Annotated in this window: 22 protein-coding genes; 13 read left to right on the top strand and 9 right to left on the bottom strand. The window is 69.3% G+C overall.

Annotation, left to right across the window (positions count from 1 at the left end; all coding sequences use genetic code 11):
• Nucleotides 1-70 precede the first annotated feature (70 nt).
• The 4 genes from ACYVIO_RS30465 to ACYVIO_RS30450 form a co-directional block, all read right to left on the bottom strand.
• Entirely contained in the window at nucleotides 71-826 is a 756-nt protein-coding gene (locus ACYVIO_RS30465) for an ANTAR domain-containing protein (RefSeq protein WP_460654362.1), read from the bottom strand.
• Between the two features lie 86 nt (nucleotides 827-912).
• Nucleotides 913-2,466, bottom strand: coding sequence for an alpha/beta hydrolase fold domain-containing protein (locus tag ACYVIO_RS30460; RefSeq protein WP_460654361.1), 1,554 nt, complete (start codon nucleotides 2,464-2,466; stop codon nucleotides 913-915).
• A gap of 38 nt (nucleotides 2,467-2,504) precedes the next feature.
• Entirely contained in the window at nucleotides 2,505-2,921 is a 417-nt protein-coding gene (locus ACYVIO_RS30455; protein WP_460654360.1) for a cupin domain-containing protein, read from the bottom strand.
• A 161-nt stretch (nucleotides 2,922-3,082) separates the two neighbouring features.
• A complete protein-coding gene (locus ACYVIO_RS30450; RefSeq protein ID WP_460654359.1) occupies nucleotides 3,083-4,540 on the bottom strand; it encodes a GDSL-type esterase/lipase family protein in 1,458 nt (485 codons plus the stop codon).
• Nucleotides 4,541-4,949: 409 nt separating this feature from the next.
• On the opposite strand from ACYVIO_RS30450, the gene ACYVIO_RS30445 reads away from it, so the two are divergent.
• On the top strand, nucleotides 4,950-5,927 hold the full coding sequence (locus ACYVIO_RS30445) for a GlxA family transcriptional regulator (RefSeq protein WP_460654358.1): 978 nt from the start codon (nucleotides 4,950-4,952) through the stop codon (nucleotides 5,925-5,927).
• Between the two features lie 81 nt (nucleotides 5,928-6,008).
• Complete coding sequence (locus tag ACYVIO_RS30440) at nucleotides 6,009-6,893, top strand: alpha/beta fold hydrolase (RefSeq protein WP_460654357.1); 885 nt, start codon at nucleotides 6,009-6,011, stop codon at nucleotides 6,891-6,893.
• 13 nt (nucleotides 6,894-6,906) lie between these two features.
• Here ACYVIO_RS30440 and ACYVIO_RS30435 read toward each other — a convergent pair whose 3' ends face one another.
• Nucleotides 6,907-7,905 carry a GDSL-type esterase/lipase family protein gene (locus ACYVIO_RS30435; protein ID WP_460654356.1) on the bottom strand — a complete coding sequence of 333 codons (999 nt, stop codon included), beginning with the start codon at nucleotides 7,903-7,905 and terminating at the stop codon, nucleotides 6,907-6,909.
• A 77-nt stretch (nucleotides 7,906-7,982) separates the two neighbouring features.
• Nucleotides 7,983-8,666, bottom strand: a complete 684-nt coding sequence (locus tag ACYVIO_RS30430) for a GntR family transcriptional regulator (RefSeq protein ID WP_460654355.1) — start codon at nucleotides 8,664-8,666, stop codon at nucleotides 7,983-7,985.
• Nucleotides 8,667-8,843: 177 nt separating this feature from the next.
• On the opposite strand from ACYVIO_RS30430, the gene ACYVIO_RS30425 reads away from it, so the two are divergent.
• From ACYVIO_RS30425 to ACYVIO_RS30415, 3 genes are read left to right on the top strand one after another with little or no spacing between them, the layout of a single operon-like run.
• The gene (locus ACYVIO_RS30425) at nucleotides 8,844-9,914 is read left to right on the top strand and encodes an isocitrate/isopropylmalate dehydrogenase family protein (RefSeq protein WP_460654354.1); all 1,071 of its coding nucleotides are present in this window, start codon (nucleotides 8,844-8,846) and stop codon (nucleotides 9,912-9,914) included.
• Nucleotides 9,911-12,349 carry an aconitate hydratase AcnA gene (acnA, locus tag ACYVIO_RS30420; RefSeq protein ID WP_460654353.1) on the top strand — a complete coding sequence of 813 codons (2,439 nt, stop codon included), beginning with the start codon at nucleotides 9,911-9,913 and terminating at the stop codon, nucleotides 12,347-12,349. Before ACYVIO_RS30425 ends, acnA begins: the two co-directional genes overlap by 4 nt.
• Before the next feature lies 1 nt (nucleotide 12,350).
• A complete protein-coding gene (locus tag ACYVIO_RS30415; RefSeq protein ID WP_460654352.1) occupies nucleotides 12,351-14,150 on the top strand; it encodes an aldehyde dehydrogenase family protein in 1,800 nt (599 codons plus the stop codon).
• A gap of 27 nt (nucleotides 14,151-14,177) precedes the next feature.
• On the opposite strand, the gene ACYVIO_RS30410 is transcribed toward ACYVIO_RS30415, so the two are convergent.
• Nucleotides 14,178-15,101, bottom strand: coding sequence for a MurR/RpiR family transcriptional regulator (locus ACYVIO_RS30410; RefSeq protein WP_460654351.1), 924 nt, complete (start codon nucleotides 15,099-15,101; stop codon nucleotides 14,178-14,180).
• 102 nt (nucleotides 15,102-15,203) lie between these two features.
• Between ACYVIO_RS30410 and ACYVIO_RS30405 the strand changes: the two genes are divergently transcribed.
• The 6 genes from ACYVIO_RS30405 (at nucleotide 15,204) to ACYVIO_RS30380 (ending at nucleotide 21,860) form a co-directional block, all read left to right on the top strand.
• Nucleotides 15,204-16,385: a C45 family autoproteolytic acyltransferase/hydolase gene (locus ACYVIO_RS30405; RefSeq protein ID WP_460654350.1), complete on the top strand. Its 1,182-nt coding sequence runs from the start codon at nucleotides 15,204-15,206 to the stop codon at nucleotides 16,383-16,385.
• Between the two features lie 25 nt (nucleotides 16,386-16,410).
• Complete coding sequence (locus ACYVIO_RS30400; protein ID WP_460654349.1) at nucleotides 16,411-17,391, top strand: threonine/serine dehydratase; 981 nt, start codon at nucleotides 16,411-16,413, stop codon at nucleotides 17,389-17,391.
• Between the two features lie 87 nt (nucleotides 17,392-17,478).
• Entirely contained in the window at nucleotides 17,479-18,174 is a 696-nt protein-coding gene (locus ACYVIO_RS30395; protein ID WP_460654348.1) for an MBL fold metallo-hydrolase, read from the top strand.
• The gene (locus ACYVIO_RS30390; protein WP_460654347.1) at nucleotides 18,171-20,465 is read left to right on the top strand and encodes an aminotransferase class III-fold pyridoxal phosphate-dependent enzyme; all 2,295 of its coding nucleotides are present in this window, start codon (nucleotides 18,171-18,173) and stop codon (nucleotides 20,463-20,465) included. Before ACYVIO_RS30395 ends, ACYVIO_RS30390 begins: the two co-directional genes overlap by 4 nt.
• 4 nt (nucleotides 20,466-20,469) lie before the next feature.
• The gene (locus ACYVIO_RS30385) at nucleotides 20,470-21,378 is read left to right on the top strand and encodes a ribonuclease Z (RefSeq protein WP_460654346.1); all 909 of its coding nucleotides are present in this window, start codon (nucleotides 20,470-20,472) and stop codon (nucleotides 21,376-21,378) included.
• A 65-nt stretch (nucleotides 21,379-21,443) separates the two neighbouring features.
• A complete protein-coding gene (locus ACYVIO_RS30380; protein ID WP_460654345.1) occupies nucleotides 21,444-21,860 on the top strand; it encodes a nitroreductase family deazaflavin-dependent oxidoreductase in 417 nt (138 codons plus the stop codon).
• Here the strand turns inward: ACYVIO_RS30380 and ACYVIO_RS30375 are convergent.
• Nucleotides 21,841-22,992: an epoxide hydrolase family protein gene (locus ACYVIO_RS30375; RefSeq protein ID WP_460654344.1), complete on the bottom strand. Its 1,152-nt coding sequence runs from the start codon at nucleotides 22,990-22,992 to the stop codon at nucleotides 21,841-21,843. The genes ACYVIO_RS30380 and ACYVIO_RS30375 overlap by 20 nt on opposite strands.
• A 63-nt stretch (nucleotides 22,993-23,055) precedes the next feature.
• Here ACYVIO_RS30375 and ACYVIO_RS30370 point away from each other — a divergent pair, with 63 nt between their 5' ends.
• On the top strand, nucleotides 23,056-23,979 hold the full coding sequence (locus ACYVIO_RS30370; RefSeq protein WP_460654343.1) for a helix-turn-helix transcriptional regulator: 924 nt from the start codon (nucleotides 23,056-23,058) through the stop codon (nucleotides 23,977-23,979).
• Nucleotides 23,980-23,989: 10 nt separating this feature from the next.
• On the top strand, nucleotides 23,990-24,793 hold the full coding sequence (locus ACYVIO_RS30365) for an alpha/beta fold hydrolase (protein WP_460654342.1): 804 nt from the start codon (nucleotides 23,990-23,992) through the stop codon (nucleotides 24,791-24,793).
• A gap of 25 nt (nucleotides 24,794-24,818) precedes the next feature.
• Here the strand turns inward: ACYVIO_RS30365 and ACYVIO_RS30360 are convergent, their stop codons facing one another.
• Nucleotides 24,819-25,859 carry an oxidoreductase gene (locus tag ACYVIO_RS30360; RefSeq protein ID WP_460654341.1) on the bottom strand — a complete coding sequence of 347 codons (1,041 nt, stop codon included), beginning with the start codon at nucleotides 25,857-25,859 and terminating at the stop codon, nucleotides 24,819-24,821.
• Between the last annotated feature and the right edge of the window lie 4 nt (nucleotides 25,860-25,863).

Below are 25,863 nucleotides of genomic sequence, written 5' to 3'. Positions count from 1 at the left end.
ACACCCGAATGGGGTGTCCAGCCACACGGCCGGACACCCCCTTCGCGTTGGAGAGAAGAACAGGCGTGAGTTACTCCGCGTCGTAGTACTGCCGGCGGCCGTCGGGGCGCCATTCGGGTCTGGTACGGAGTGGGGCGGGGCGGTAGACGGGGAGGCGGCGGGTTTCGATGACGCGGCGGGCTACGTCGGCCAGCTTTTCGTTGGCGTCCTGGGAGTAGCGGCGCAGGACCGCGAACGCCTGGGTGGCGTCCATGCCGAAGGTGGTCATCAAGATTCCCTGGGCCTGACCGACCACCGTGCGGGCCTCGATGGCTCGCGTCAGGGTCGCCGTCTGCTGGGCCGAATCGATGGCGATGGCCGCGTGGCAGGCCAGCAGGTAGGCGACCGCGTTGTCCGCGACGGCCAGCCGGCCTCGGTTGGTCGAGCAGAAGTTCAGGAAACCGAGTTCGGCCCGCGCTGTCGACAAGCGGATGCTCAGCAGGCTGCGCAGACCGATTCCGGCGACCCGCGGTCCCCATCGCGGCCACCGGGGATCGTCGATGGTGTCCTGGATCAGGATGCTGCGCGGTGCGGGAACCTGCGACTGCCACGGCCCCTCGCCGGTGATGACCTGCAGTTCGACGGCAGCCGCGGCGCGCGGATCGGAGACCCCGACCGGGTGGTACCGGTTCTTGTCGTCGCGCAGCATGAGGCCGGCGAAGTCGCAGGGAACGACCTGGTGCGCGAACCGCAGGGCCCGGGAGACGGTCTCGTCGAGACCGGGGGCGTTATGGAGGTCCATCGCCAGCAGGCCGAACCCTGCCGCGTGGGCACGCCCCGCGTCCACGGCCGGTTGATCGGACGCAGCGGTACGGCGCGGGCGCTGCCCGCGCCGTACCGGGCCGGGCATGTCGCTCTCCCGCGCTCGTCGACTCAGTGGGTGCGGAAAGCGGCCGCGAAGTGATCGGCGGCTTCCTGCTGGGCCTGGCCGGCCTTGTCGAGCACCGCGGCGGCGCCGAAGAACTCGTGCATCATGCCGTCGTAACGGCTGTGGACGACCGTGACGCCGGCCGTCTCGAGGTTCGTGGCGAACTGCTCGCCCTGGCTACGCAGCACGTCGCGCTCGGCGGTGATCACCAGCGTCGGCGGGAGTCCCGCGAGCTCCTCCTTGCCCACGTCCAGCAAGGCGATGCGAGGATCGGTGGCTGCTTCGGGAACCCCTTCCAAGGCGTGCATCGCCATCCAGGACAGCAGCGGCCTGCTCAGCGGGCGGGCGTCCGCGGCGTCGGCGAACGAGTCACCCCACTGCTCGGCCGTCGTAAGCGGGTACACGAGCACCTGGGCGACCGGCAGTGGCGCGCCGGACTCCTTCAGCTGCAAGGAAGTGGCCGCGGCCATGGTGCCGCCGACCGATTCCCCACCGATCGCGATCCGGGCCGGGTCGCCACCGAGCTGGGCGGCGTTGGCCTGGAGCCAGTGGTAGGTGGCCAGTACGTCGTCGTGCGCGGCCGGGAAGACGTGCTCGGGTGCCCGGCGGTACTCGGGAGAGACGACGATCGCGCCGGACCTGTTGGCCAGCCCGCGGCAGGAGGCGTCGTACGTGTCGACGTCGTACAGCACGAAACCGCCGCCGTGGATCCACAGGATCACCGGCAAGGGCGCCGTTCCCGCGTTCTGTGGCTTGTAGATCCGGACCGGCAGCTCGCCGTCGTCACCGAGCAGGTTGACGTCCTCGACCGAGCCCACCGGTTCGGGATCGGTCGACTTGCCGTCGTCCGCGAGGATGGCGTGCACCGCGTCGACCAACGTCGGCTGACGACGCGCCTGGTCAGGCTTGAGGATCTCGATCGGCTTGGGATCCAGACCGGCGAAGGTGTCGACGAGCCGCTGCGCTTGCGGATCGAGCAGACCGGAGGCGTCCGTCCCGAGGACGTGGATCCGTCCGCTGGCCTTGTCGCGCAGCTTGTCGATCACCGCGGCGCCGGCGTCGGCCAGTTTGTGGCCGAGACCGCTCGACGGCGCGGCCGGGTGCGAGTACGTCGGAGCGGTGCGCTTGGCCGCCAGGAACTCTTCGCCGAGTTCGGCCATTCGCTCCGGGCCCGCGCCTTCGCGGATCATCGGCAGGAAGATGGTCTCTTCCTCGTGGGCGTGCTCGCGGATGTCCTTGATGATCGCGGCCAGCGCGTCTTCGAACTCGGGGTCACCCGGCGTGGACTGCTCGACGGTCTTGACCAGCTTCTTGACCTCCGCGTGCTCGGCGATCAGTTCTTCGGCGTCGTCGTCGCGGCCGAGTCGCTTGAGCTCGGGGTAGAAGGTCCGTTCCTCGGCGTCGGCGTGCAGGGCGACCTGGAAGCAGACCTGGTCGGCGAGGATCTGCCGATCACCGCGTCCGGCCTCGAGGTGCTCGAACAGCCGGTTCACCGCGGCGTGGTCGTTGGTGATCATGTGGTCGACGTCGCCGGGCTGGGTCGGGTAGGGAAGTGCCATGGGGTCAGATCTCCTGGAGGTCGTCGGTCGCGGTTCGATCAGGTGCCGAGATCGGAGGTGTAGGTCGACTCCCAATCGCGTTGCTCCACGTCGAGATCCAGCCCGGCGTCCTCGCCCTCGACCGTCACGTGCGACATCGCCGAGGTGGGCGTCGCGCCGTGCCAGTGCCAGCCGCCCGGCGGGTTGGTGACGACGTCGCCGGCCTTGACGACGTGGACCGCGTGCTCGTCGGCGACGATGCCGACTCCGTCGGTGATGACGAGGTGCTGACCGTTCTCGTGACGATGAGGCACGGTCCGGGCTCCCGCCGCGAAATGCACGCCCATCGACTTCTCGTCCGGCAGCGCGCAGGGCAGTGGCTGCACCTTCACGCCGTCCGGGTCGTTGAACAGGGCCTTCAGTGCGTCGGGCACCGGGCCGCCTTCGGCAGCGTCAGCGGTGGCGAACTCGTCCATTGGTGACTCCTCTCATAACCGGGGGTACCGGACTCACAGTAGGAATCCGGTCACCCGTTCGACAGTGGCGGATACGACGTGTTCGACAGCGTTTGCGACAGCGCCCCACGGGGCTCGATGCTGTCCGCACCGGGCCCCGCGGGGCAGCGTGGCCGTGCTGTCTAGTTGAAGAGGGACAGGTCGATCGAGTCGGCGAGCAGTTTGTAGCCGGCGTCGTTGGGGTGCAGGTTGTCGACGCTCGCGAAGGGGATCTTCATCGAGTTCGGGTTGAGCGGGTCGCGGATCGTCGCGTCGAAGTCGATGACGGCGTCCGCGGCGCCGCTGGTGCGGATCCAGTTGTTGACCGCGAGCCGCTTGGCGACCACGTCAGGCAGGGAGTAGGTGGTGAACAGGCCGCGGGCCGGGAAGGTCAGGTCCCCGCTCGGGGTGATCGTGGTGGCGTAGACCTTGACGCCCCGGGCGTGCGCCGCCGTGATGACCTGCTGCATGCCGTTGATGACCTGCTGGGCGGTGATCGGTTCCGGGTGCCGGCCGGGGATCCCGATGAACGGCGGGTTGGCCAGATCGTTGATCCCGGCCTCCAGTACGACGTACTTCACGTCCGGGCGGGACAGCACGTTGAGGTCGAGCGAATTCAGCGTGCTCGGGCCGATGTTGTTGAACAGCAGCCGCTGACCGGCCACTCCTTCGTTCAGCACCGACACGTTCTTGTACGCCGTGGAATTCTGGAGCCGTTCGGTCAGGAAATCCGGGTAGCGATTGTTCGCATTGATGGTGGACATCAATCCGTCGGTGATCGAGTTGCCGAGCGTGACGACGCTGCGGGCGGTCGCGCTGCCGACCACGTCCACGCCGCTCAGGAAGTAGTACGAGATTCCGCTCGGGAGGAACGGAACCGACGTCAACGGCAGGACCGGGTTCACGCCGCTGACATTCCCCAGCGCGAGGTAATTGATCTGGTTCCCGATGGTGTGCTGCGTCGCCGCCCCGGTCAGGTTCGGGACGTAGAAGTCGATGACGAGGTTCTCCAGCGCGCGGACCGCGAAGGGAACCGGGTCGGAGTAACGGTCCTGGCCCGCCGGAATCGTGACCGAGGTGGAGCCTCCGAAGGTCAGCGGCTTGCTGGTGCCGGCCACGAAGGCCGCCCCTTGAACTGCTCCGGCCAGCGTTGCGGCACTGACCAGTTGCCCCGGGAAGTTGGTGATGCTGGTCGGCAGGGGCGGGATGCCGAGGCCGGCCGGAAGGTTGTCCGTTCCAGGGACCTGCTTGGCGATCCGCGCGTCCCGGAAGGTGATCGGCTGCGTGCCGTACCGGTTGGTGAGCCGCACGCGGGCCACCTCACCGCTGAGGTGAGGACGCACGATCTGCCGGAGGGTCTGGTTGACGAACGTGAGCGGCATGCCGAGCGTGTTGTCCGGGCCGAGCGGTGTCATCGGGGTGGCCGACCAGCTGCCGACCCAGTTGTCGGTGGTCGTCTGCGTCGCTTCGAGCGGCGCCGCGGTCGCGGTGGACTCCGCCGCGGTCAGGCCGAGGGCGGCCAGGGACAGGGCGAGGACCAGTACTCCCCACCTGCGCCGGACGGCCGAAAGAGATGGCGGTGCTGTGCGGTCTCGGAACACAGGGGACTCCTTCGTCGCCACGCCGTGGCGATTTGTGGTGATGTGCCGTGAATTCAGGTGAATTAAACGGCTGACTTCCGGTGGGAAAGACCGGAATCGGCCCGCCGGTAATCGGGCGGGAAAAGACGCGGAAACGCCTCCTGTCAGCGGGCACGGTGATGCCACGAACAGGCTGGGCGGCCGGTGGGCCGCACGGAGGAGTTCCTCGCGACATTGAAGCGCTGCGAGAGGCGCCGGCAGGACAGAGATGTCGCTGCGCGATGGGAGCGGTTTGCTGTACTCCGGGACAAACAATAAGAGCCGGCCGGAGAAATCGGCAGTGGTGAATGCGACGGTTTTGACACCGTTCGCGTCCGATCGGGGTTACGGTCACCCCATCGCACGTTGCCGGTCACCGGGAGGAACCGTTGTGGAGGTCGGACTGATCGCCGTCGACGACGTGGCCGACTTCGGTCTGACCGCGCTCCTGGAAGTCCTGGGCACCGCCGCGTCGCTGCGGCACGAGACCGACGCCGCCTCGGAGCCGTGGACAGTGACACCGATCGGGCTCGGCTCCGAGGTGCGCACCGGGTTCGGGCACCGCGCCCCGACCGTTCCGATCGCGAGTCTGACGCGGCTGCCGGACATCCTGGTGATGCCGGCGGTGAACACCAAGGAGGCGACCGGGCTGCTCGAACGGGTCACCAGTGCGCGGAACCGTCCGATCCTCGACCTGATCGGCGAGGCCCGCGTGGAGCACGTGGAAATCGCCGCGGCCTGCACGGGGACCTTCTTCCTGGCGGAGTCCGGCGTTCTCGACGGTGAAACGGCCACCACGAGCTGGTGGCTGGCGCCGGTGTTCAGGCGCCGCTACCCGAAGGTCGACCTGCAGGAGGGCCTGATCATCAGCCAGAGTCCAGGTGTCACCACAGCCGGTGCGGCCTTCTCCCACATCGATCTGGCGCTCGCGATCATCAGGTCCCACAACCCGGCCCTGGCCGATCTGGTGGATCGCTACCTGCTGATCGGCTCCAAGGCCAACCAGGCCGCGTTCGCGATCCCCGCGGTGCTGGCCGGCTACGACCCGATCACCAGTGCCTTCGAACGCTGGGTACGCGAACACCTCGCGCAGCCGATCCAGATCGTCGCCGCGGCCCAGCACCTCGGCGTCTCCGAGCGCACCCTGCAACGGACCACCGCGGACGTCCTGGGGATGAGCCCGGTCGACTTCATCCACGAGATCCGCCTGGACAAGGCCACCCAGCTCGTGCGGACCACCAACCTGACCGCGGCCGAGATCGCCACCCGCGTGGGCTACCTCAACGTCAGCACCCTGCGGGACCTGTTCCACCGACGCCGGGCAACCACGATCAGCGCACTCCGTCGAGACGCACCGAAACGGGTCTGACAGGCTCACCGCAAGAACGTCGTCCCGGCTCCGACCAGTGGATGGCCGGTCACCCTGACCGGTCCTCGAGCGGAGGTCCTGATGAGAACCGACACCCTGGAAGTCCCCGGCGCGACCCTGTACTACGAGGTCCGCGGTGCGGGTCCGGTGCTGCTGCTGATCTGCGGCGGTGTGTACGACGCGGACGGCTACGGCCCGCTCGCCGAACAGCTCGCCGACCGGTACACCGTGATCACCTACGACCGGCGCGGCAACTCTCGCAGCCCGCTGTCAGGCGAGCCGGGACCGCAGCGGATCGAGGAGCACGCGGACGACGCGCGGCTGGTGCTGGAGACGGTTGCCCCCGGCCAGGCCGCCGATGTCTTCGGCAACAGCTCGGGCGCGATCATCGCGCTCGACCTCGCCGCCCGGTACCCCGAGCTGATCCGCGCGGTGGTCGCGCACGAGCCCCCGATGTTCGATCTGCTGCCCGACCACGAGCGCTGGCGCGAGCTGACCGACCGGGTCGAAGCCACCTTCGCAGCAGAAGGTCCCTGGGCGGCGCTGGGGCTGTTCAACAGTGCGTTCGAGCCGGCTGGTGAGGAGGAGGCGGCGGCGTCGGAGGACGGGCCGGCGCTGGACTCGGAGGCTGAGCCGGGGCCGGAAGACGAGCCGGTCTTGGGGCCGGAGGCTGAGCCGGATGCGGCGACGGCGGCCAGGCTGCAGGCGAACCTGCCGTTCTTCATCGGTTACGAGGTGCCGCACTTCGCCAAGTACCGGGCGGATCTCGGCAAGCTGGGCGGTCTGCGGGTGCTCCCGGCGGTCGGGGCGGCGGGGACCGACGAGCCGTGGGTACGAGCTGCCCACGCCGTGGCGGAGCGGCTCGGGGCGAAGGCGCTCGTCTTTCCCGGCGACCACGGCGGGTTCGGGACCGAGGCCGCCGCGTTCGCCGTACGGCTGGACGAAGCGCTCGGGTCGGAAGCCTGAGCTGCGTCGGGGCTCAGAGGGGGAGCGTGAGGAGTGGGGCGAGGCGGTCGGCGATGAGGCGGTAGCCGTCGGGGCCGGGGTGGAGGTCGTCGGCGTACAGGGCGCGGGCCTCCTCGTCGGTGAGGACTGTGCGGCCGTCGATCAGCTGGAGGTCGGGGTCGTTGAGGGAGCGGGCGCCGAGTTCGATGCAGGCTCGGACGTCGTCGAGGGTGAGGCCGACTTCGTTCGGTTTGCCCTCGTGCTCCGGCGCGATGATCGGGGTGATCAGGATGATCGGCGTGTGCGGGTGGCCGTCGCGGACTGTGTGCAGGAACGACTCGACCTGGCCGGGGAGGGTGCGGCCGCTGAAGGTGGCGCCGCCGTAGATGTTGATGCCCAGGCAGAGGGAGATGAGTCTCGCCGGGGTGTCGCGGATGGTGCGGGCTGCGATCGGGTCGAGGTGGCACTCGCCGGCGAAGCCCATCGCGGTGAGGTCCCAGCCGTGGCGGCGGGCGACGAGGGCCGGCCAGGTCTCGGACGGGCCGTAGGCGCCGGTGCATTGGGTGATCGAGCTGCCGTACGTGAGCCAGCGGGGGCCGCTCGGGGGTGAGGCGACGGCGTCGCCGGTGAAGTCAACAGCTCGTACGGCGATGGCGCCGGCTTGGGGGAGCCAGATGGTCAGCTCAACGTCGTTGCCGGGGAGGGTGACGGTGAGTTGCTGCTCGCCGATCTCCAGCTCATGTCGCTGGTGCAGTTCGCCGTCGACGAGGAAGTCGACGGGGGCGAGCTTGGTGTAGATGTCGAGGGCGGCTCGCAGTTCGAGGCGTACTTCGGTTGCTGTGGTGCGCCAGGAGGCTCGTACGCCGGCTGGGGTTGCGGCGCGGGACCAGAGGCGGTGGCCGGGACGGTCGGGGCGGCCGTGCCAGTCGTGGAGGCCGGTCGCTTGGCCGCGGGGGTCCAGGCGCCAGAAGGTCGACCAGCCGTCGGCGTCGACTTCACGGAATCGGTAGCCGGTCCAGAGGGCATCAGACATGGGCCTTGTCGCCTTCGTGCAGGTGGTGGGTGGTGCCGACTTGAAAGACGAGGGCGCGGGGGAGCCGGGGGCGCGGGTCAGACATGGGTGTCTTCCGGGGTGGTGAGGCGGTCGGCTGCTTTGGCGCCGAGGCTGGCGTCTACGTGGGCGAGCATGATGGCGGCGGCTGACTCGCTGTCGCGGGTGGCGATGGCTTCGACCAGGGCGTGGTGGTCGGCGCGGGTGCGTTCCAGGTCTTCGTCGGAGCGGCCGTTCTCGAGGGCGAGGCGGCGGTAGCGGTCGGCCTTGTCCCACAGGCCGTCGAGGGTCTGGATCAGCAGGTGGTTGTGGGACGCCTGGTAGATCGCGGCGTGGAAGCGGCGGTGGGTGTCCAGCTCGTACGACGCTGGGTCGGTCCGCAAGGGGAGCAGTTCGGCAGCCGTTGCGCGGATGGCGTCCAGCTCGGCGCGCGTACGGCGCTCAGCGGCGAGCCCGGCGGCCAGCGGATCGAGTGAGCGGCGGATCTCCAGCAGGTCGCGCGCTTCCTCCGCGGTCAGTGCGGTCACCCGGGCGTCGCGGTGGGCGTCCAGTTCGACGAGGCCGTCGCTCATCAAGCGGCGCAGCGCCTCGCGCAGCGGCGTCGTACTGATGCCCAGGTCGCGGGCCAGCGGACCCTGCTGGATCACCGCGCCGGCGACCAGGTCGCCGCTCAGGATGCGGGCGCGGACCAGCCCGTACGCCGCCTCCGCCTTGGTCGGGCGGTTCCCGTTCTGCTCGTCCATCGCACCTCCCTCCGACCGGGGCTCAAACTTATCGCACGCCCGCTTGCACGGCTCGTTATAACGACGAATCTGGAGATAACCACTGATTCCAACGGCTGAGACCACCGCCACACCTCTCTTGACGGAACAGGTTATAACGAAGCACAGTAGGTGCGACCACCCCGGAGAGGAACCAGCGTGAACCCCACCCCCCGCAGCTACCGGCTCGGCATCCTGCTCGGCGACGGCATCGGCCCGGAGATCGTCCCGGCCGCGGTCGAGGTGATGGACGCGGCCGTCGCCGCGGCCGGCGCGGCCCCGATCGAGTGGGTCCCGCTGCCGCTGGGCGCCGCGGCGATCGAGACGCACGGCAGCGCGCTGCCGCCCGCGACGCTGGAGACGCTCGGTGAGCTCGACGGCTGGCTGCTCGGCCCGCACGACAGCGCGGCGTACCCGGAACCGCACCGCTCCGAGCTGAACCCGAGCGGCGCGATCCGCAAGCACTTCGACCTGTACGCGAACATCCGGCCGGCCCGGTCCTTCGACGACCGCGGCACCGACCTGGTCGTGGTCCGGGAGAACACCGAGGGCTTCTACGCCGACCGCAACACGTTCGCCGGCACGGGTGAGTACATGCCGACCAAGGACGTCGCGATCGCGATGGGTGTGTTCACCCGTCCCGCGATCGAGCGGATCGCGCGGGAGGCGTTCGAGCTGGCCAAGCGCCGGCGCAAGCACCTGACCGTGGTGCACAAGGCGAACGTGCTGCGGGTGTCGACCGGGATGTTCCTCGCCATCTGCCGGGAGATCGCGGCGGACTACCCCGAGGTCGAGGTCGACGACTTCCACATCGACGCCATGACCGTGCACCTGGTACGCCGGGCCGCCGACTTCGACGTGGTGGTAACGGAGAACATGTTCGGCGACATCCTGTCGGACCTCGCGGGTGAGCTGGCCGGATCGCTCGGGATCGCGCCGTCGGTGAACGCGTCCGCCGAACGCGCGATGGCGCAGGCGGCGCACGGGTCGGCTCCGGACATCGCCGGGCGCGACCTGGCGAACCCGACCGCGATGATCGGCTCCGGCGGCATGCTCCTGGATTGGCTGGGCCGACGGTGCGACGACCCGACCGCGAGCAAGGCCGCCCAGTTGGTTGACAAGGGACTGTTCAGCACTATTCGTTCAGGGATTTGTACGCCGGACCTCGGCGGGACTACAGGTACGGCAGAGTTCGGTACTGCGGTGGCCAAGGCGATTGCCTCAGCATGATCGCGCCTGACTATCAACCCCTGCGGTGGTCCGTTCCTGCGCATCTGCCGCGGACGCTGCGGATCCTGTTGGAGAACGCGCTTCGGCACGGGACGGCCAGTGACGTGCTGGCGAACTGGGTGCCTGGGGCAACCGGTGAGATCGAGGTGTACCCGTCGCGGGTGTTTCTGCACGACACCAACGGTGTGCCGGTGCTGGCGGATCTAGCGGCAATGCGGGACGCGATGGTGGAGCTCGGCGGGGATCCGGCGCGGGTTGATCCGTTGGTGCCGGCTGAGTTGGTGGTTGACCACTCGGTGATCGCGGATGTGTTCGGGCGGCCGGATGCGTTGGAGCGGAACGTCGAGCTGGAGTACCGGCGGAACGGGGAGCGGTACAAGTTCCTGCGCTGGGGGCAGCAGGCGTTCGAGCAGCTGAAGGTCGTGCCGCCAGGCGCGGGGATCATGCACCAGGTCAACCTGGAGAAGCTCGCGCGGGTGGTCGAGGTGCGGGACGGGAAGGCGTTCCCGGACCTGTGTCTGGGGACCGACTCGCACACGACGATGGTGAACGGGCTCGGCGTGCTGGGCTGGGGGATCGGCGGGATCGAGGCCGAGGCCGCTATGCTCGGGCAGTCGATCTCGATGGTGATCCCGAAGGTGGTCGGCGTGCGGTTGATCGGCGCACTGCCGGCTGGGTCGACGGCGACCGATCTGGTGCTGACGATCACCGAGCGGCTGCGGGCGCACGGGGTGGTCGGGAAGCTGGTCGAGTTCTACGGACCGGCGCTGGCCGAGCTGCCGGTGCCGGATCGCGCGACGATCGCCAACATGAGCCCGGAGTTCGGGTCGACGGTCGCCTGGTTCCCGATCGACGAGCAGACGCTGGACTACCTGCGCTTCACCGGTCGCGCGCCGGAGCATGTCGACCTGGTGGAGAACTACGCCAAGGAACAAGGACTCTGGCACGACACCACAGAACTCCTGTACGACGAGGAGCTGACGGTCGATCTGGCGGAGGTAGTGGCCTCCATCGCAGGCCCGAACCGCCCGAACCAACGCATCCCGCTGACGGAGGTTGCCCACGGAAAGTCTTCAGTAGAGGGACTTTCTGATGACTCTGTGGTGATCGCGGCGATCACCTCCTGTACGAACACCTCCAATCCGAGCGTGATGGTGGCCGCGGGGCTGGTGGCGAAGAAGGCGGTCGAGCTCGGGCTCGAGACCAAGCCCTGGGTGAAGACGACGCTCTCGCCGGGGTCTCGCGTGGTGATGGACTACTATGCCGCGGCCGGACTCACGCCGTACCTGGAGAAGCTCGGGTTCCATCTGGCCGGCTTCGGGTGCATGACGTGCATCGGGGCGTCCGGCGGGCTGGCCGACGGTGTGGCTGAAGTCGTGAAGAGCAACAACCTCTCCGTGGCGGCCGTGCTCTCGGGGAACAGGAACTTCGAGAGCCGGATCCAGCCCGACGTCCGGCAGAACTACCTGGCCTCGCCGCCGCTCGTCGTCGCGTACGCGTTGGCCGGTCGGCTCGGGATCGACCTCACCAGCGAGCCGATCGCCGACGGCGTCTACCTGAAGGATCTCTGGCCGACGCAGGCCGAGATCGACGAGGTGATCCAGAGTGCGCTCAAGCCGGAGATGTTCACCAGCGCGTACGCCGACGTGTTCGGCGGTGACGCGCGGTGGAAGGACCTGCACATCGAAAGCACCAAGACCTACCAGTGGGAAGACGACTCGACCTACCTGCGGCGGCCGCCTTACCTGGACCTCGTCCCAACGCCGGGAGACCTCAAGGGCGCTCGCGCGCTGGTCAGGCTTGGGGATTCGGTGACCACCGACCACCTGTCGCCGGCTGGAGCGATCCCGCCGGACAGTGTGGCCGGGAAGTACCTGCGGGAGTTGGGCGTGAAGGAGCTCAACACCTATGCATCTCGGCGGGGGAACCACTTGGTGATGATGCGCGGGGCGTTCGCCAACCTGAGGCTTCGGAACCAGTTGGCCCAAGGCCAGGAAGGTGGATTCACGACCAAGGACGGGGAACTGCTCTCGGTGTACGAGGCCGCTCAGGCGTACCGACTCGAGAACACTCCCGTGGTCGTTCTTGCGGGCAAGGACTACGGGACGGGGTCGTCGAGGGACTGGGCCGCGAAAGGCCCCGCCCTGCTCGGCGTACGGGCGGTGCTCGCGCAGTCCTTCGAGCGGATCCACCGTTCCAACCTCGTCGGCCTGGGCATCCTTCCGCTGGAGTTCGCGCCCGGTGAGGGCGACGACCTGACCGGCGAGCACCCGATCGACATCACCCTCGGGGACGACGGTTTCGCGACCGTCGAGTCCGGCGGCCGCAGCTACCGGCTGCGGATCCGCCTGGACACCCCGCGGGAGTCCGAGTACTACCGGCACGGCGGCGTCCTGCCTTATGTGCTGCAGCGTCTGAAGGCAGGAGAGCTCTGAGATGATCCGTTCCGTCAACCCGGCCACCGGCGAGCAGTTGGCCACGTTCGAGCCCGACTCCGACCAGTCGGTCGACGAGCGGCTGACCACTGCCACCAAGGCGCAAGGAGCCTGGCGTCAGACTCCGGTCGGCGAACGCACCGAACTGCTCCGCCGGATCGCCAAGACCCTCCGCGACAAGTCCGCGGACCTCGCCCTGCTGATCTCCCAGGAGATGGGCAAGCCCCTGACCGAGGCGCGCGCCGAGATCGAGAAGTGCGCGATCACCTGCGAGTACTACGCGACGAACGCGATCGGCTTCCTGGCCGACGAGCCGGTCCGCAGCAACGCGAGCCAGAGCCGGATCGTCTACGACCCGCTCGGCGTCGTGCTCGCGGTGATGCCGTGGAACTACCCGTTCTGGCAGTTCTTCCGCTTCGCCGCCCCGGCCCTTGCCGCAGGCAACGGAATCGTGCTCAAGCACGCCAACTCCGTCCCGCAGTCCGCACTCGCGATCGCCGCCGTGATCCATGCTGCCGGTACGCCGGAAGGCCTGGTCCAGGTCCTCCTGGTCGAGACCAAGAAGGTCGCCGAGCTGATCGCCGACGACCGGATCGCCGCCGTCACCTTCACCGGCTCGACCGAGGTCGGCACGATCATCGCGTCCCAGGCCGGCGCCGCGCTGAAGAAGCAGGTCCTCGAACTGGGCGGCTCCGACCCGTTCGTCGTACTGGCGGACGCCGACGTCCAGGCCGCTGCCGAGACCGCCGTGAAGGCGCGGTTCACCAACGTCGGACAGAGCTGCGTCAACGCGAAGCGGTTCATCGTCGAGGAGTCGGTCGCGGACGAGTTCGTCGACGCGTTCTGTGCGGCGACCGATCGCCTGGTCGTCGGCGATCCACTGAGCAAAGAAACCACCATCGGCCCACTGGCTCGCGCCGACCTGCGCGTCACGCTGCACGAGCAGACCCGCCGCTCGGTCGAGGCCGGCGCCAAGCTCCTGCGGGGCGGCCATCCGGTCGACCGCAAGGGCTACTACTACCAGCCGACGGTGCTCGACCACGTCGTACCGGGAATGGCCGCGTTCGACGAGGAGACGTTCGGCCCGCTCGCGGCGATCACTCGCGCGGCGAATGCGGACGAAGCGATCAGCCTTGCGAACCAGACCGAGTTCGGACTCGGCGCCGCGCTGTGGACCGGCGATCCGGTCAAGGCCGAGCAGTACAGCCGCCAGCTCGACGCGGGTGCGGTGTTCGTCAACGGGATGGTTGCCTCGGACCCCCGCTTGCCGTTCGGTGGGATCAAGCAGTCCGGCTACGGCCGGGAGCTCGGCCCGCACGGGATGCGCGAGTTCATGAACACCAAGACCGTCTGGGTCGGCCCGGCAACGACACCGGAGTCGGAGTGCCTCGTGGTCAGGCCGGACGAAACAGACATCTTCGATCGCGGCAACGGAGTCGTCACCACGCCGTACGTCGGAAGCTGGAACAGCGCCCACAACGGCGTCACCACCGGGACGACGACCTTCAAGGTCGGCACGCAGATCCCGCTGCACTCCCACAACGTGGAGGAGTCGGTCCTGATCCTGCGCGGCAGCGCGGTCGCGGTGATCGGCGGCGAGCGGGTCGAGCTGAAGGCCGGCGACGCGACCTGGGTGCCGGCCGGCGTCCCGCACCACTTCATCAACGTCGGCGACGACGAGATGACCATCTACTGGGTGTACGGCGGCCGCGCGGTGACCCGGACGCTGACCGAGACCGGGATCACCGTCGCGCACCTGTCCGACGGCGATCGCGGCGCCGTCGCCACGGGCGCCAAGTAGCAGCAGATGCCCACCCGATGCAGCCGGTCAGCCGCGCTTGCGGCGTTCCTTGGTGCGCGGCTGCACCAGCGGGGTCTCGTCGGCCAGGGCGTACCCGTTGAGCTCTTCGCGGAGCCGGTTCATCCGGTCGGTGACCTCCAGCGCCTGGTCGCGGTCCGCCGCGGCCAGGGCGATCACCAACGCCTCCAGCAGGATGAGCACGGTCGCCTGGCTGCTGAACTGACCGGGCCGGCCCATCGGCGCGGACAGTACGACGTCCACGGTGTCGCGCAGGGCCTCGCCGAGAGTGTCGGTCAGCAGGATCACCGCGGCGCCGGTCTCGCGGCAGCTGTCGAGGATCACCCGGGTCTCGCGCTGGATCCGGTTGTGGGCCATCACGATCGCGACGTCGTCCGGGCCGAGCAGCAGCAACCGGTCGGCCAAGCGATAGCCGGTGTCGGACGCCGTACGGGCTCGATGGCCGATCCGGGTCAGATGCGTTGCGACGTACTCCGAGACGCCGTCCAGCCCCGCCAGCCCGCAGACCAGGATCTCCCGGGCCCCTCCGAGCAGCTCGACCGCCCGCCGGAACTCGGCCGGGTCGAGCGTGCGCTCGGCGGCCTGCAGCCGCTCGACGTGGTCGTGCAAAGTCGCGCTGAGCATCGCCTCCGGCCCATCGGTCATGCTCTGCAGGCTGTTGCTGAGCCGGTTCGCCGGCGTGAGCAGCGTCTGCAGGTGACCGCGCAGCGAACGCTTCAGCCCCGGCAGTCCGTCGAACCCGAGCGCCTTCGCCGTCCGTACGACGCTGGCGTCGCTGGTGCCGGTCGCCTTGCCGAGCTCCTCGGCCGACGAGAACGCGGCCTCCTGCGGATGGGCCGCCAGGTACTCGGCGATCTTGGTCTCGGTCGCGGTCAGCGCGCCGAGCCGGCTCGCCACCCGCTCCTGCAAGGTCGGGGTCTTGGCTACCGACACAGTTCCTCCACCTCGCCGTAGGTGGGACCGATCATGCCATTGCCAGTTGCTGTAATAGACACTACGGTGAACCCAGATCTTGTAACGAATGGAGTCAAGCTCGTGACGCAGTTGCAGACCATCGACCTCACCGCCGCCGACCCGCGGGAGCGGGGCACGCAGTACGGCGAGGCCGCCCGCGCGCCGATCGAGCGCTCGCTCGCCTTCTACTCCGAGTCGGTGGCGCGCAAGACCGGACTGCCCTGGGCCGAGGTGGTCGCCCGGTCGACGCAGTGGGTGCCGCTGATCGAGGGCTTCGCGCCCGACCTGCTCGAGGAGATCCGCGGCATCGCGCTCGGCGCCAACCGCAGCCTCGAGGAGATCCTCACGCTGAACGTGCGCGGCGAACTGCTCCGCGGTGACGTGTTCGGGACCGAGACCGAGAACAGCAACGACGACGGCTGTACGTCGTTCGCGCTGCTGCCGGCCGCCAACCCGCTCGGCCACGTGTACGCCGGCCAGAACTGGGACCTGTACTCCGGTGTCGCCGACACGGTCGTCGTCCTGCGGATCACGCAGCCCGGCAAGCCCACGATCATCGGCCACGTCGAGGCCGGCCAGGTCGCCCGCCACGGCGCGAACTCGGCCGGGATCGCGCTGAACGCCAACGGCCTCGGCGCCGGGTTCGGCCCGGGCGCGGGCATCCCGGGCACGGTTGTTCGTCGTACGGTGCTGGAGTGCTGGGACTTCCACGACGCGCTGCAGGTGATCTTCGACGCCAAGCAGAGCCTGTCCAGCAACCTGCTGCTCACCCACCGGGACGGGTTCGCGATCGACATCGAGACCACGCCCGGCCGCAACAACTGGATGTACCCGACCGACGGGCTGCTGGTGCACGGCAACCACTTCCAGTCGTTCATCCCCGAGCAGGTCAACGACAGCTACAAGCCGTTCTCGGTCGACTCGCTCTACCGGCTGCCGCGGGTCGAGGAGGGCCTGGCGCAGCTGCGCACCGACGGGACCAGCGAGGAAGCGGTCGCGCGGATCGTCCAGACCACGATGAGCGACCACTTCGGCCACCCGAACGCCGTCTGCGAGCACTCCGACCCGCGTCGGCACGAGCTGGACCGCAACGAGACGATCGTGTCCAGCCTGGTCGACCTGACCACCGGCAGCTACCAGCTCACCCCGGGTCTGCCGTGCAGCAACAGCTACCAGCAGGCGCCCTGGAACCTGTACGACGGCCCGGGGCCCGAGGACCGGCCGGACGTCCCGGCGCCGACCGCCGTACTCGCCGGCCGCTGACCACCTTCCAGCAGGGGAGATCCGAATGACCGAAGTACCGACACCGGCCGAGATCGCGGCCCGGTCCGAGCGGGTCGCGCCGAAGCTGCGCGAGCACCTGCCGGTCACGCCGCTCGTGCGCTACGACGCGTTCAGCGAGGAGCTCGGCGCGGAGGTGCTGGTCAAGTGCGAGCACCAGCAGCGCACCGGGTCGTTCAAGGCGCGCGGGTCGATGTCCAAGATCCTCACGCTGACCGACGAGCAGCGCGAGCGCGGCGTGGTGACGGCGTCGACCGGCAACCACGGGCTCGGCGTCGGCAACGCGCTGGCGACGCTGGGCGGTCGCGGCATCGTCTACCTGCCGGAGAACGCGGCGCCGGGCAAGGTCGCCGCGCTGCGCCGGTTCGGGCTCGAGCTGCGGGCCGAAGGGTTCGACTCCGGCGTACTGGAACCGAAGGCTCGGGCGTACGCCGCTGAGCACGATCTCGTCTACGTGCCGCCGTACAACGACCCGGACACCATTGCCGGGCAGGGCACGGTCGGGGTGGAGATCCTCGAACAGCTGGCCGGTCAGCAGCTGGACGCGGTCGTCATCGCGGTCGGTGGCGGTGGACTGGTCAGCGGCGTCGCGGCGGTGCTGAAGAAGCACCGGCCGGGCATCCAGGTGATCGGTGCGTCCCCGGTGCGCGAAGCGCCGATGGCGGCGTCGATGGTGGCCGGGGAGATCGTCCAGGTCGAGCCGCAGGAGAGCCTGTCCGACGGTACGGCGGGCAGCGTCGAGCCGGGCAGCATCACGTTCCCGCTGTGCCGCGAGCTGGTCGACGACTGGGTGCTGGTCAGCGAGGACGCGATCGCCGCCGCGCTGCGGATGGTGATCGACACCGAGCACCAGCTGATCGAGGGCTCGGCCGCGATGGCGTTCGCGGCGGCGCGCGCCCGGCGTACGGAACTGGAAGGCAAGCGCGTCGCGATCGTGTCCTGCGGCGGCAACATCTCGGCGAGCACGCTCGTCACGGCTCTGGGCTGACCAGAGTTCCCCTCTACCAGCAGCGCCCCGTTGACGCGTGCTCATACACCGCGGGGCGCTGCTGCTCCACCTCGACCAGGAGACCCGATGCCGACCGTGACCACCCTGCTCAACGGCTACTCGTTGTCGACCGACCAGGGGAGTCCGGCGTTCTGCTCGATCGTGCTGGTCGAGAGCGACGGGCGGCGCCTGGTGTTCGACTTCGGGCACGTCGGCCGACGCCGGGCACTCCGTCGGGTGCTGGCCGAGCGCGACCTCGAACCTGAGGACATCGACACCGTCGTGCTGTCGCACGGGCACTGGGACCACATCCAGAACATCGACCTGTTCCACCAGAGCCGCGTGCTGGTGCATCCCGCCGAGCTGACGTTCCTGGCGAACCCTGCCGGGCCGCACACTCCCAGCTGGACGAGCTCGGTGCTGGCCGGCCTGAAGATCACCGAGACCGCCGAGGGCGAGGAAGTCCTGCCCGGCGTACGGGTGATCGAACTGCCGGGGCACACGCCTGGATCGATCGGTCTCACCGTCGCGACCGACGAGGGGACCGTCGTCCTGACCGGCGACGCCGTACCGACCTTGAACGTGCTGCGGTCCGGTCAGGCGTCCGGGCAGCCGACCGATCCGGAGCAGGCGAACGCGTCGATCGCACGGGTCGCCGCTCTGGCGGACTTCGTCCAGCCGGGACACGATCAGTTGCTCCGGCGGACCGCCGGAGGAGTTTTCGAGACAGCGCGGGAGCGGACGCCGTTGGTGTTCTCCGGCGTCAGCAGCGTGAAGGGATGAGCGTGGAGACAGCGGCCGGCCAGACGCCGAGCATGATCGAGGATCCGCCCGAGGTGGACATCGCCGCGGCGACGGAGCTGCTGCGGTCGGCGTACGGGATCACTGCCGAGCTGCGGATGCTGCGCAGCGAGCGCGACCGCAACTTCCTCGCCGTGGCCGACGACGGCCGCGAGCTGGTGCTGAAGATCTCCAACACCGGCGACGACCCGGCGCAGATCGCGATGGAGAGCGCGGCGATGCGGCACGTCGAGGTGACCGATCCCGGTCTCCCGATCCCGCGGCTGCTCGCAGCCCTCGACGGCAGCTCGGTCGTCCTGGCCGAGGCCGCGGACGGCCGCAAGCATCTGACCCGGCTGATGACGGTGATGCCCGGCCAGGTCGGCGACCTCGTCCGCCTGCCGAGCTGGTTCGCCTCATCGTTCGGCACGATCTGCGCCCGGCTCGTCAAGGCCCTGCAGGGCTTCGGCGACCCGGCCGCCCACCGCCGCCTGGACTGGGATCCGCGCGTCGTCTCGTCGCTGCGCCCGTACGCCGAACGCCTGCCCGAGGAACGCCGCCGGGCTCCGATGCAGAAGTTGCTCGACCGTTTCGAGTCCTTGCCTGCGGCAACGGACAGACTGCCCGGCTTCGTCCTGCACGCCGACGTGACCTTGAGCAACGTGCTGCTCGGTGCCGAGGGCATCGACGGCGTGATCGACTTCGGCGACATGCACCACACCGCGCGGGTCGCGGACCTGGCGATCAGCCTGACCTCGTTGCTGCGCGAGTCCGACGACCCCTGGCCGGCCGCGCGGGAGTTCCTCGACGCGTACCAGCGGGTGCTTCCGCTGGAGCCGGAGGAGGTCGAGCTGATCGGTGAGCTGGTGCTCGCGCGGTGCGCGGCGAGCACGCTGATCTCGGCCTGGCGGGCGCCGCTGTACCCGGGGAACGAGGAGTACCTGACCAGTCTTGTTGCCGGCAGTTGGCATGTGCTGGATCTGTGGGCGGACCTGGATCCGCGGGAGTTGGCGGATCGGTTCCACAGGATTTGTGGCACGTCGCGCGTCAGCGTTACGGGGGAAGCTGACCTGCTCGGGCGTCGGGACTTGGTGTTCGGGGGGCGGACGTTGTCGCCTTTGTTCTACCGTCGGCCGTTGCAGGTTGCCCGGGCGGCGGGTGCGTGGATCGAGGGGACCGACGGCAAGCGGTACCTCGATGCCTACAACAACGTTCCGGTCGTCGGGCACGCGCATCCCGCGGTGGTGCAGGCGATCGCGCGGCAGTCCGCCGTCCTGAACGTGCACTCGCGGTACCTGCACCCGCACGCGATCGAGCTGGCCGAGCGGCTGACCGCGTCGATGCCGGACGGTCTGGACACCTGCGTGTTCATGAACTCCGGCAGCGAGGCCAACGACCTGGCCTGGCGGATGGCGCGGATCGTCACCGGGCGGTCCGGCGCGATGGCCGCCGACCTCGCGTACCACGGGGTGAGTGAGGCGACGACGGCGTTCTCGACCAACACCTACCCGCCGTCCGCGCGGCCGGCGCACGTCGGGACGTTCGAGGCGCCGCGCACCGACGCCGACGGACGCCAGCCGACCGAGGAGGACGCCAGGCAACGGGTTCGCGCCGGACGTTCGGAGTTGCAGGGCCACGAGGTCGCACTGCTCGCGGTCGACTCGGTGTTCAGCAGCGCGGGCATCCTGACGCCGACCGGTGAGTTCATGCGCGGGCTGCAGGACGAGGTCCGGGCGGCCGGCGGACTGTTCCTCGCCGACGAGGTGCAGGCCGGGTTCGGCCGCGGCGGACGGCACCTGTGGCGGTTCGAGGACTACGGGCTGACGCCGGACTTCGTCACGCTCGGCAAGCCGATGGGCAACGGGCACCCGGTCGCCGCGCTGATCACCCGCCGGGAGATCGCCGCGCAGTTCGCCGACGTGGACGAGTTCTTCAGCACCTTCGGCGGCAACCCGGTCTCCTGCGTCGCGGCCAACACGGTGCTCGACGTGATCGAGGAGTCGGACCTGGTCGCGCGCTCCGGCGAGGTCGGCGCGCAGCTCGCCGCGGGGCTGACCGAGCTCGCGCCTTCGATCCACCCGGCCGTTCGGGTGCGAGGTCAGGGACTCATGGTCGGCGTCGAGATCCCCGACGAGGCCGGGGTCACCGCGGCCGACCTGGCCGAGCGGTTGCGCGACCTCGGCGTACTGGTCGGCACGACCGGTCCTGGTGGTCAGGTGCTCAAGGTCCGGCCGCCGTTGATCTGGGAGACCCAGCACGTCGAGATCTTCCTGAAGGCGTTCGCACTACTGTGAGGGCGTGCGTGAACTAGTTGTGCTGGGCACCGGGAGCCAGGTGGCGTCCCGGGAGCGGAACCAGAACGGCTACTTCCTGCGGTGGGACTCCGACGGATTCCTGTTCGATCCGGGCGAGGGCACCCAGCGGCAGATGCTGTACGCCGGAGTCGCGGCCGGGGCGATCACGCGGTTGTGCGTCACGCATTTCCACGGCGACCACTGCCTCGGCGTACCGGGGGTGGTGCAGCGGCTGTCGCTCGACGACGTGCCGCATCCCGTGCACGCGCACTACCCGGCGTCCGGGCAGGAGTACTTCACCCGGTTGCGCTACGCGGCGTCGTTCTTCGAGCGGGCCGAGCTGCGCGAGGAGCCGATCGACGAGGAAGGGCTGTTGTCGGTCGGCTCGTTCGGACAGCTCTGGGTACGACGGCTCGAGCACCCGGTCGAGGCCTTCGGGTACCAGCTGATCGAGCCCGACGGCCGGCGGATGCTGCCGGACCAGTTGGCGGCGTACGGCGTGAGCGGGCCCGCGGTTGGACGGCTGCAGGCAGCCGGGTCCCTGGTGGTGGACGGTCGCACGGTGACGGTCGAGCAGGTCAGCGAGCCGCGGCGCGGGCAGCGGTTCGCGTTCGTGATGGACACGCGGTTGTGCGACGGCGTCTTCCGGTTGGCCGACGGCGCGGACCTGCTGGTGATCGAGTCGACGTACCTGTCCTCGGAGGCGACGCTGGCCCGGAACTTCGGGCACCTCACCGCAAAGCAGGCCGCTCGCGTTGCGCAGGAGTGCGGCGTACGGACGCTAGTGCTGACGCACTTCTCCCAGCGCTACACGGACATGAAGCTCTTCGAGGAGGAGGCGCGCGCCGAGTTCGACGGGGAGGTCGTGATCGCCGCCGACCTGATGCGGGTACCGGTGCCGCCACGCCGCTGAGCGCGGGAATCTTCCGCGCGGGCTTATGGTTGTGCGCGTTATACCCGCGTAAGCAAGGAGATGGCATGGCTGAGCAGCTGTACGGCGCCGCACACGTGAAGGCGTACGAGGACACCGACGGTGCGACCGGTTACGAGTGGGGCGACCACGGCGCGACGATCCTGGTCCTGACCACGATCGGAGCCAAGTCGGGCGAGGAGCGCAAGAACGCGCTGATCTACCGCAAGGTCGACGAGGGCTACGCGATCGTGGCCTCCAAGGGCGGCGCCCCGGCGCACCCGGGCTGGTTCTTCAACCTCGAGGCGAACCCCGACGTGAAGGCGCAGATCAAGGGTGACCGGTTCGCCGCGCACGCCCGGGTCGCGACCTCGGAGGAGCGCGCGAGGATCTGGCCGCAGATGGTCGAGGTCTGGCCGGACTACAACACCTACACGACCAAGACCGACCGCGAGATCCCGATCGTCATCCTCGAACGGTCCTGAAGAACTCCCTGACGTCGGCGAGCAGGAGCTCCGGCTCCTCCAGGGCGGCGAAGTGGCCGCCCTGGTCGACGTCGGTCCAGCGCACGATCGTGTTCTCCTGCTCGGCGTACCGCCGGATGCAGACGTCGTGGGCGAAGATGATCGCCGCGGTCGGGACGCCGGAGTTCTCCAGCTTCGCGCCCCAGGCGCCGCCCTGCGCGTAACCGACGTACGCCGAACTGCCGGCCGAACCGGTCAGCCAGTAGATCATCACGTTGGTGAGCAGCTTGTCGCGGCTGATGATCTCGTCCGGCAGCGTCGCCCGCGGGTGGGTCCACTCGCGGAACTTGTCCATGATCCAGGCCAGCTGCCCGACCGGTGAGTCGACCAGCCCGTACGCCAGCGCCTGCGGGCGCGTCGACTGGATCGCGATGTAGCCGAACTGCTGCTGCATGAACTCGCCGACCCGCGCGATCCGGTCCTGTTCCAGCGGCGTCAGCGTCGCGAGCTCTTCGTCCGGCAGCGGGTACGGCGGAATCGCGGGCCCGCCGTTCACGTGCACGCCGACGACGCGTTCGCGATCGGCCCGCGCGACCTGCGGTGACACCGACCCGCCGATGTCGCCGCCCTGTACGCCGTACCGCTCGTAGCCGAGCCGGCTCATCAGCTCGGCCCAGGCGCGGCCGATCCGCTCGGTGGTCCAGCCGTCGCTCGCGACCGGCGTCGAGAAGCCGAAGCCGGGCAGCGACGGGATCACCACGTGGAAGGCGTCGCTCGCGTCGCCGCCGTGCGCGACCGGGTCGGTCAGCGGCCCGATCAGGTCGACGAACTCGATGAACGAACCGGGCCAGCCGTGCGTCAGCAGCAACGGCAACGCATCCGCCTCGGCCGACCGGACGTGCAGGAAGTGGATCTGCTGCCCGTCGATCTCGGTCGTGTACTGCGGGAACTCGTTGAGCTGCTGCTCGACCTTGCGCCAGTCGTACTCGGTCCGCCAGTAGTCGACGAGTTCGCTCAGCCAGCTGACCGGTACGCCGGTGTCCCAGCCGTCGCCCGGCAGCTTGGCCGGTAGCCGGGCGCCGGTGAGCCGGCGCTGCAGGTCGTCGAGGGTCGTCTGCGGGATGTCGATGCGGAACGGGGTGATCGTCGTCATGGCTTCGACTTTGTCATCCGGTTAGGACAGCTTCGGTCCTAGCTTGGTGGCAGACTTCGCGGCATGTTGGAAACCTCGGCACGGCTGCTCAAGCTGCTGTCTCTGCTGCAGACTCCGCGCGACTGGTCGGGCACGACGCTGGCTGACGAGCTGGGCGTCGGTGTTAGGACCGTGCGGCGGGACGTCGACAAGCTGCGCAATCTTGGCTACCCCGTCGAGGCAGTGCCTGGCGTGGCGGGCTATCGACTTGGGGCCGGGGCTTCGTTGCCACCGTTGCTGCTGGACGACGAGGAAGCTGTCGCCGTGGCGATTGGGTTGCGCGGTTCGGCGGCCGGGGGAGTGGCCGGGCTGGAGGAGTCGTCGGTGCGCGCGCTGACGAAGCTGGAGCAGGTGCTGCCGTCGCGGCTGCGGCAGCGGGTCCGCCTGCTGCAGTCGGTCGCCGTACCGGCTGCTCAGGGGGCTGTGGTCGATCCGGAGGTGTTGCTGGCCGTGGCTGCACTGTGCCGGGATCATCAGCGGCTGCGGTTCGACTATCAGTCGCACGACGGTACGGCGAGTGTGCGGACGACGGAGCCGCATCGGCTCGTCCACACCGGGCGACGGTGGTACCTGACGGCCTGGGATCTTGATCGCTCGGATTGGCGGACGTATCGGCTGGACCGGATGGTTCTGAGGATTCCTGTTGGTCCGCGGTTCACGCCGCGGGAGGTGCCGGAGGACTCTCAGGACATCGCGTCCGGTGGTTACAAGTACCAAGCGGTCTTCCGCGTGCACGCCTCCGCTTTCGAGGTCGGCGACCGGCTGGCTCCGTCGGTTGCGTCTGTGGAGGCCGTCGATGACGCGACCTGTCTGGTGCGGACCGGCTCGAACTCCTTGGACGAGCTCGTCCTCTACATGGGCCTGCTGGGCTTCGGCTTCGAGGTCGTCTCACCACCCGAAGTCGCGGCGCATGCCCGGACGGTAGCGGCCCGGCTTGCGGGGGCTTAGGGTCCCGCTCATGGAAGACCAGTACGTCGAGACGGTGCTCGGGCGGATTCGGCTCCGGGTCGGGGGCGACGGGCCGGCGATGGTGTGCTGGCCGAGTCTGCTGATGGACGGGACGCTGTGGAACGAGCAGGCGTCGTACTTCGCCGACCGGTTCCGCGTCGTACTGGTGGATCCGCCGGGGCACGGCGGGAGCAGCCCGCTGACCCGGCCGTTCGACTTCACCGAGTGTGCGCAGGTCGTCGTACAGATTCTTGATGCCCTCGGCATCGACCGGGCGCACCTGGTCGGCAACTCGTGGGGCGGGATGATCGGCGGGACGTTCGCCGCGCTGTACCCCGATCGGGTCGATCGTGCCGTGCTGATGAATGCGACGGCTTCGCCGGCTGGGCTGCGGCACAGGGTCGAGTACCCGCTGCTGGTTGTCACCGCTCGACTGTTGGGTGGGATGCGTGGGCCGTTGGTGGGGCCGGTCCGGGATGCGTTCCTGGGGCCGACGAGCAAGCGGGAGCGGCCCGCAGTTGTTGCCTATGTCAACGATTTGGCGTCGCGGGCGGAGGTCTCGTCGGTGCGGCACGCGGTGACGAGCGTTGTCCCGCGACGGCCCGACCAGCGGGAGCTGTTCGCAGCGATCAAGGCTCCGGTGCTGGTCGTGGCCGGGCGGGAGGACGCGACGTTCCCGGTCGCGGAGACGCGGGCGATGGCGGACGCGATCCCGGGCGCGCGGTTCGCCGTACTGGAGAAGACGGCTCACCTCGCGGCGCTGGAGAATCCGACCGAGGTCAACGCTCTGCTGGAGGACTTCCTGGTTCAGTAGTCCGCGGCCTTTGGGTCCTTCGGGCTCAGTAGTCCGTCGAGGTGCTGACGTGGGACCACCGCTCGGCCTCTTCGGCGCGGGCGACGGAGGACTTCCTCGTCCCTTCGAGTGCGTCCTTACCCAGCAGCAACCGCAGCGGCGGGTTGTCGAGGGCAACGATCTCGACGATCGCGCGAGCGGCCTTGGCGGGATCGCCCGGCTGCTTGCCGTCGTTCTCGCGGCGATAGGTGTTCATCGCGCCGACGGTGGACTCGTAGTCGGGCCCGACCGGCGGGATCGTCATCGACGAGCCACCCCAGTCGGTCCGGAAGGCCCCGGGCTCGATGATCGTGACCTTGACGCCGAACGGCTTGACCTCGTTGTTCAGCACCTCGCTGAACCCTTCGACCGCGAACTTCGCGGTCTGGTACGCGCCCATCCCAGGCGTCCCACCAACGCGCCCGCCGACCGACGAGAACTGCAGAAAATGCCCGCCCCGCTGCTCCCGAAACACCGGCAGCGCCGCCCGAGTCACGTTCACAACCCCGAACAGATTCGTCTCCACCTGTGCCCGGAAGTCGTCCTCGCCCATCTCCTCGATCGCCACGCTGTTCGCGTAGCCGGCGTTGTTCGCCACCACGTCGAGCCCGCCGAACGCCTCCACCGCCACCCGCACGGCGTCCCGAGCAGCCGCCGCGTCGGTCACATCAAGCCCCACCGCCCGCACCTGCTCGCCGTACTTCGCCACCAAGTCATCCAGCTGCTCCGGCGTGCGAGCCGTAGCCACCACCCGATCACCCGCCTCGAGCGCCGCCACCGCCAACTCCCGCCCAAGCCCCCGAGAACTCCCGGTGACAAGCCACGTCCTGCCGCCGCCGACGCCCGGCGTACCGCCACCCACGCCCGGCGTACCGCCGACGCCCGGCGTACCGCCGCCGACGCCCGGCGTACCGCCACCCACGCCCGGCGTACCGCCGACGCCCGGCGTACCGCCGACGCCCGGCGTACCGCCGACGCCCGGCGTACCGCCGCCGGTGCCCTGCGTGCTGACTCCTGCGCTCCCGTTGTCGAGCCCTGCCTCGGACATCTCG

It is taken from the genome of Kribbella endophytica (assembly GCF_054781295.1).
The sequence above is the reverse complement of the archived record's forward strand: the minus strand, read 5'-3'. Positions and strand labels throughout refer to the sequence as shown.

Excerpts from the sequence above, each read along its gene's own strand:
- ACYVIO_RS30440 (WP_460654357.1), top strand. The coding sequence starts at position 6,009 with ATGAGAACCGACACCCTGGAAGTCCCCGGCGCGACCCTGTACTACGAG.
- ACYVIO_RS30360 (WP_460654341.1), bottom strand. The coding sequence starts at position 25,859 with ATGTCCGAGGCAGGGCTCGACAACGGGAGCGCAGGAGTCAGCACGCAG.
- ACYVIO_RS30455 (WP_460654360.1), bottom strand. The coding sequence starts at position 2,921 with ATGGACGAGTTCGCCACCGCTGACGCTGCCGAAGGCGGCCCGGTGCCC.
- ACYVIO_RS30375 (WP_460654344.1), bottom strand. The coding sequence starts at position 22,992 with ATGACGACGATCACCCCGTTCCGCATCGACATCCCGCAGACGACCCTC.
- ACYVIO_RS30390 (WP_460654347.1), top strand. The coding sequence starts at position 18,171 with ATGAGCGTGGAGACAGCGGCCGGCCAGACGCCGAGCATGATCGAGGAT.
- ACYVIO_RS30370 (WP_460654343.1), top strand. The coding sequence starts at position 23,056 with ATGTTGGAAACCTCGGCACGGCTGCTCAAGCTGCTGTCTCTGCTGCAG.
- ACYVIO_RS30460 (WP_460654361.1), bottom strand. The coding sequence starts at position 2,466 with ATGGCACTTCCCTACCCGACCCAGCCCGGCGACGTCGACCACATGATC.
- acnA (WP_460654353.1), top strand. The coding sequence starts at position 9,911 with ATGATCGCGCCTGACTATCAACCCCTGCGGTGGTCCGTTCCTGCGCAT.
- ACYVIO_RS30415 (WP_460654352.1), top strand. The coding sequence starts at position 12,351 with ATGATCCGTTCCGTCAACCCGGCCACCGGCGAGCAGTTGGCCACGTTC.
- ACYVIO_RS30380 (WP_460654345.1), top strand. The coding sequence starts at position 21,444 with ATGGCTGAGCAGCTGTACGGCGCCGCACACGTGAAGGCGTACGAGGAC.
- ACYVIO_RS30400 (WP_460654349.1), top strand. The coding sequence starts at position 16,411 with ATGACCGAAGTACCGACACCGGCCGAGATCGCGGCCCGGTCCGAGCGG.
- ACYVIO_RS30365 (WP_460654342.1), top strand. The coding sequence starts at position 23,990 with ATGGAAGACCAGTACGTCGAGACGGTGCTCGGGCGGATTCGGCTCCGG.
- ACYVIO_RS30430 (WP_460654355.1), bottom strand. The coding sequence starts at position 8,666 with ATGGACGAGCAGAACGGGAACCGCCCGACCAAGGCGGAGGCGGCGTAC.
- ACYVIO_RS30435 (WP_460654356.1), bottom strand. The coding sequence starts at position 7,905 with ATGTCTGATGCCCTCTGGACCGGCTACCGATTCCGTGAAGTCGACGCC.
- ACYVIO_RS30395 (WP_460654348.1), top strand. The coding sequence starts at position 17,479 with ATGCCGACCGTGACCACCCTGCTCAACGGCTACTCGTTGTCGACCGAC.